The sequence below is a fragment of the bacterium genome (assembly GCA_026398675.1).
GTDB lineage: Bacteria > RBG-13-66-14 > RBG-13-66-14 > RBG-13-66-14 > RBG-13-66-14 > RBG-13-66-14.
The window spans coordinates 1-4,984 of sequence record JAPLSK010000369.1 but is presented as its reverse complement, the minus strand read 5'-3'; the positions used below and the strand labels follow the sequence as shown (position 1 = coordinate 4,984).

7 protein-coding genes are annotated in these 4,984 nt (G+C 59.1%); all 7 read left to right on the top strand.

Annotated features, from left to right (window positions below; genetic code table 11):
* Nucleotides 1-398: hypothetical protein (locus tag NTW26_11195; protein ID MCX7022814.1), on the top strand; the 398-nt coding region annotated here is incomplete at its 5' end.
* Nucleotides 399-1,115 (top strand): segregation/condensation protein A, encoded by a 717-nt coding sequence (locus NTW26_11190; GenBank protein ID MCX7022813.1) that lies wholly within the window; start codon nucleotides 399-401, stop codon nucleotides 1,113-1,115. It abuts the gene before it with no gap.
* Nucleotides 1,112-1,882, top strand: coding sequence for an SMC-Scp complex subunit ScpB (scpB, locus tag NTW26_11185; protein ID MCX7022812.1), 771 nt, complete (start codon nucleotides 1,112-1,114; stop codon nucleotides 1,880-1,882). The genes NTW26_11190 and scpB overlap by 4 nt, the downstream gene beginning before the upstream one ends.
* Nucleotides 1,883-1,890: 8 nt before the next feature.
* Complete coding sequence (locus tag NTW26_11180; protein ID MCX7022811.1) at nucleotides 1,891-2,148, top strand: (d)CMP kinase; 258 nt, start codon at nucleotides 1,891-1,893, stop codon at nucleotides 2,146-2,148.
* Between the two features lie 157 nt (nucleotides 2,149-2,305).
* Nucleotides 2,306-3,349: an adenine-specific methyltransferase EcoRI family protein gene (locus NTW26_11175; protein MCX7022810.1), complete on the top strand. Its 1,044-nt coding sequence runs from the start codon at nucleotides 2,306-2,308 to the stop codon at nucleotides 3,347-3,349.
* Nucleotides 3,346-4,428, top strand: coding sequence for a DUF262 domain-containing protein (locus NTW26_11170; GenBank protein ID MCX7022809.1), 1,083 nt, complete (start codon nucleotides 3,346-3,348; stop codon nucleotides 4,426-4,428). Before NTW26_11175 ends, NTW26_11170 begins: the two co-directional genes overlap by 4 nt.
* Nucleotides 4,429-4,571: 143 nt before the next feature.
* The coding region (locus NTW26_11165; GenBank protein ID MCX7022808.1) for a GyrI-like domain-containing protein at nucleotides 4,572-4,984 on the top strand (413 nt) is incomplete at its 3' end.

Genomic DNA, 4,984 nt, shown 5'->3' with positions numbered 1-4,984 from the left:
TAGAGGATTTACTTAAGTTGGGTGATGGTTTAGGTTTCGATGTGGAGAAAGAGGTTTATGTTGCTCAGGGGTGCAGGGTTGACGCAGTTTGGCGAAGTAGGATAGCTAATTTAGGAACGATTTCATACGCCTTTGAGGTTCATAGGCGTGGCAGTAGAGATTCAGCTATCCTCAATCTCCAGCGGATTAGAAGGAATCAGGGTATTCAGAAAGTTGTAATCGTGTCCAACCAGTTGGAGATTGAACAATTTAGACAAATAATAGCGACTCTTGACGAGGATTTTCGAATCAGCGTCGGGTATCTAAATGTCCTTGACCTCTGGAAGGCTATTGATCACCTCGATGAATTGAAAAATATCTTAGATGAACTTGGTCTACTCTCCTATACGAAGTTATAAATGCCGGTCGGGTTCAAAGTCGAGCTGCCGGTGTACGAGGGGCCCATGGAGCTCCTCGTCGAGCTGGTCGAGCGCCAGGAGCTCGAACTGGCCCAGGTGGACGTGGCGCTGGTCTGCGATGAATTCCTGGCCTACGTGAGCCGGGCGGGCGAGCTGGAGCTGGACCTGGCGGGCGAGTTCCTGGTCATGGCCGCGACGCTGGTGGAGCTGAAGGCCCGTCTCCTCTTCCCCCGGCCACCCGGCGAAATCGGCGATGGCCGGGACGCCGCCTCGGATCTCCTGGAACAGATCGCCCTCTACAAGCGCTTCAAGGACCTGGCCGCGACCTTGAGGGAGATGGAGGCCTCCCAGCTCGAGCTCTTCCCGCGCGGCGCGCCGGCGGATTTCGTCGCCCTCCGCCGACCCCTGGAATCCTCCGAGGACCTGAACCTCCTGGTCGAGGCCTACGGCCGCCTGATCCCGACCGCCATGGACGAGGGCTTCCTGGCCGAGGAGAAGGTCACCATCGCCGACCGGATGGAGGAGTTGGAGACGGTCCTGCTCGAGCGGGGTCGGGTGTCCCTGGGCGAGCTTATCCCGGACCGGCGCCGCCGGGAGCACGTGGTGGTGACCTTCCTGGCCCTGTTGGAGCTGGTGCGGCTGAAAAAGGTCCGCCTGGCCCAGGCCGAGCCCTACCTCAGCCTGTGGATTTTCCCCCCCGACGAGGCGCCGTCTTGAACGAAGATTCCACCCCGCCCCAGGAAGACCTGTTCGCCGGGCTGGAGGCGATTCTCTTCGCGGCGGACGCGCCGGTCACCATCCACCGCCTGGTGCGGGCCCTCGGCCACCCCCGGAACCGGGTCGAGGATGCGCTCTCCGCCCTGGGGCGGCGGTACACCGAAAACGACCGCGGGGTCGAGCTCGTGGAGCTGGGCGGCGGCTGGCAGCTCTTCACCAAGCGCCGGTTCTCCCGGTCCGTGGAGAGCGCCCTGGGCCAGCCCCCGCGCAACCGGACCCGCCTCTCCGCCGCGGCCCTCGAAACCCTGGCCATCATCGCCTACCGCCAGCCCATCACCCGGGGCGAGATCGAGGCCATCCGCGGGGTGGACACCTCGGGCACCCTGGCGAGCCTCGCGGAGCACCGACTGATCGAGGTCTCCGGCCGGTCCGAGAGCGCCGGGCGCCCCAACCTCTACTCCACCACCGAGGGCTTCTTGAACTTCTTCGGCCTGCGGCACCTGGGCGAGCTGCCCCAGCCGGGGACGGAGGGGGAGGCGGTCCCCGAGTCGCGCGAGACTATCCGCATCGCCATAGACGGCCCCGCGGGGTCGGGCAAATCCACCGTGGCGCGGCTGGCGGCCTCGCGACTGGGGCTGGTGTACGTGGACACCGGGGCGTTCTACCGGGCGCTGACCTGGCTGGCCCTGGGGCGCGGGACCGACCTGGACGACCCGGCGACATCGGCACCCTCCTCTTCCCCGACACGCCGTACAAGTTCTACCTGACGGCGTCGGTGACCGAGCGGGCGCGGCGGCGGCTGGAGGACCACCGCGCCCGGGGCGAGGCCGTCACCCTCCCCGAGCTCGAGGCGCAGATAGTCGAGCGGGACCGCGCCGATTCCACCCGGCAGTACGGGGCTCTCACCCGGCTCCCCGAGGCCCTCGAGATAAACACCACCGGGATGACCATCCAGGAGGTCGTCGAGGCGGTCATCGAGGGGGTGGAGCTGCGCCGCGCCGAGCCTGCGCCCGATACGCCCGGGGCCGAGTGACCGTCCGGCGGGGGACTTGGTCCGGAGTCTGGAACCGTGTTATCACATAAGGGGATTATCTACTTGATAAACCTTGCCCGATGCACTACATTAACAGCATGAAAACACGCGAGAGAATGGAAAACCATCTCTCCTACGGCGACAACCACGGAATAACATGCAAAACAAGTCACTGAATCGAAGCCTGCACGCCGCGAAGGCGACGAAGCAGGACGAGTTCTACACACAACTTTCTGACATCGAAAAGGAGTTGCGGCATTACACGAAGCATTTCACGGGCAAGACCGTCCTGTGCAACTGCGACGATCCCAAGGTCAGCAATTTCTTTCACTATTTCTCTCACAACTTCGAGAAGCTGAAGCTGAAGAAGCTAATCACCACCTGCTACAAGAATTGCGACGCCGATCTGTTCAGCAAGCACACGGACGAAAGAGGAATCTACCTCGAATACAACGGCGACAAGAACGATAACCGCGTCCCCGACCCGGACGAAATCGGCATTCGCAAGTTAAAAGGCGACGGCGATTTTCGCAGCGAGGAGTGCATCAATCTGCTCAAGCAAGCGGATATTGTAGTCACCAATCCGCCGTTTTCGTTGTTTCGGGAGTACGTTGGGCAGTTGGTAGAATTCAAGAAGAAGTTCCTGATCATTGGGAACCAGAACGCGATTACGTACAAAGACGTATTTAAATTGATTCTGAAAAACAGACTCTGGCTCGGAGCAAGCATTCACAGTGGAGATCGCGAGTTTGGCGTACCTGATCATTACCCGCTTAACGCCGCCGGATTTAGGGTGGACTCGGCGGGCAGGAAGTTCATTAGGGTAAAGGGCGTGCGGTGGTTGACGAACCTGGACTACGACGAGCGCCATGAGGAGATGGTTCTTTTCAACGAATACAGCCCCGACAAATACCCGAGTTACGACAACTACGATGCAATTGAGGTGAGCAAGACCGCAGATATTCCCATCGACTTCGACGGCGCGATGGGAGTGCCGGTCACCTTTCTTGACAAATACAACCCTGACCAATTCGAGATTCTCGGGATCACGGACCGAGACAACAACTCCGGGCTGAAAACGAAGACGTACACGGCTGACGACGTTCCAAATCCCGGGGATTTGAACCGACGCGGCGTTATCAAAATCGGTCGCACCTACAAACCGACCTACGCGCGCCTTCTAATCCGGAGAAAATCATGAAGATCGAACTCAAAGAAATTACGGTAAAGAAGCTAACCGACGGCTTCGCGGACAACGCCGAGCAGGGAGTCGTCGCATACGGCGGGAAGCTCGATATTCGCCCGCCGTACCAAAGAGAGTTCATCTACAAGGACAAGCAACGAGATGCGGTGATCGATAGCGTCCGCAAGGACTTCCCGCTGAACGTGATGTATTGGGCGGTGCGCGGTGGCGGCGATTACGAGGTGATCGATGGGCAACAGCGCACGCTTTCAATTTGTCAGTACGTCAACGGGGACTTCTCCATCAACGGACTGGCGTTCCACAACCTGCAAGACGACCAGCAAGAGCAGATTCTCGGCTACAAGTTGATGATCTATTTCTGCTCCGGTACTGACGGCGAAAAGTTGGACTGGTTCAGAACTATCAACATCGCTGGCGAGGAACACACCGCTCAGGAATTGCGCAACGCGGTGTATGCCGGGCCGTGGACGGCCGATGCGAAGCGCTATTTCAGCAAGACCGGCTGCGCGGCCTATGGGCTGGCGAGCGATTACATGACGGGCAGCCCGATTCGGCAGGAATATCTGGAAACGGCGATCGCATGGCGCTCGGATGGCAAGATCGAAGACTACATGTCGAAGCATCAGCACGACAAGAACGCGACGCCGCTGTGGCAGTACTTTCAGCAGGTCATCGGTTGGGTAAAAGCGACGTTTCCGGAGTATCGGCGAGAGATGAAGGGGGTGGATTGGGGAGGTCTTTACAATCAGTTCAAGGACAAAGAGTTCGATACGGACAAGCTGGAGAAGCAGGTTGCCAAACTGATGATGGACGACGATGTGGAGCGGAAATCGGGGATCTACCCGTATGTGCTGGATGGGGATGAAAGACACCTGAACATCCGCGCGTTCTCCGAGAACATGAAGCGGGAAGCCTACGAGCGGCAAAAGGGAATCTGCGTGAAGTGCATGAAGAAATTCGATATCGCCGACATGGAGGCGGATCACGTCAAGCCATGGCATGAGGGCGGGAAGACCGACGCGGCCAACTGCCAGATGCTATGCAAAGAAGATAACAGAAGGAAGTCTGGAAAATAGTTGTCATCCTATTGGGTGGGGTGGATTGATGCACAAGATCATGTGTTGAGTTTTTCAATGTCGGCTCTGGTTTGTCAAGTAGATAATCGCCTTATCTAGTTTCTTCGTTCGTCACCTTAAAAACCCCCCCAAGGAGCTGCAAGATGCAGAGGTTACTTTACGTCGTGCTGGCTCTCTCGTTCGCCCTTTTCCTCTGCTCCTGCGGGGAAGAAAAGCCCCAGGAGCCGGTGGCGCAGGTCGAGCCCGTGGCGCCGACGGTCGTCTACGAGATGGCCGAGCTCGCGGCGACTCCCGTCATCTTCAAGGAACTCACCGGCGATTACGACCTCACCGGCGACGCCGTCGAGGCAGGCTTCACCGCCCTCAAGGACGCCAATATAGCGGTCGTCGGCGACCCCATCGGTGTCTTCTTCGATGATCCCAAGCTGGTTCCGCCCGACGAGCGGCGTTCCGAGGTCTGCTTCCCCGTGGCCGCCGACGTTAAGCCTCCCAAGGGGTACGCCTACAAGGTCACCGAGCCCTGCAAGGCGGTCATGACCACCTTCAAGGGCGAGTT

Bases quoted from the DNA above. Each gene is read 5' to 3' on its own strand.
- NTW26_11190 (MCX7022813.1), top strand. From the start codon at position 399: ATGCCGGTCGGGTTCAAAGTCGAGCTGCCGGTGTACGAGGGGCCCATG.
- NTW26_11175 (MCX7022810.1), top strand. From the start codon at position 2,306: ATGCAAAACAAGTCACTGAATCGAAGCCTGCACGCCGCGAAGGCGACG.
- NTW26_11170 (MCX7022809.1), top strand. From the start codon at position 3,346: ATGAAGATCGAACTCAAAGAAATTACGGTAAAGAAGCTAACCGACGGC.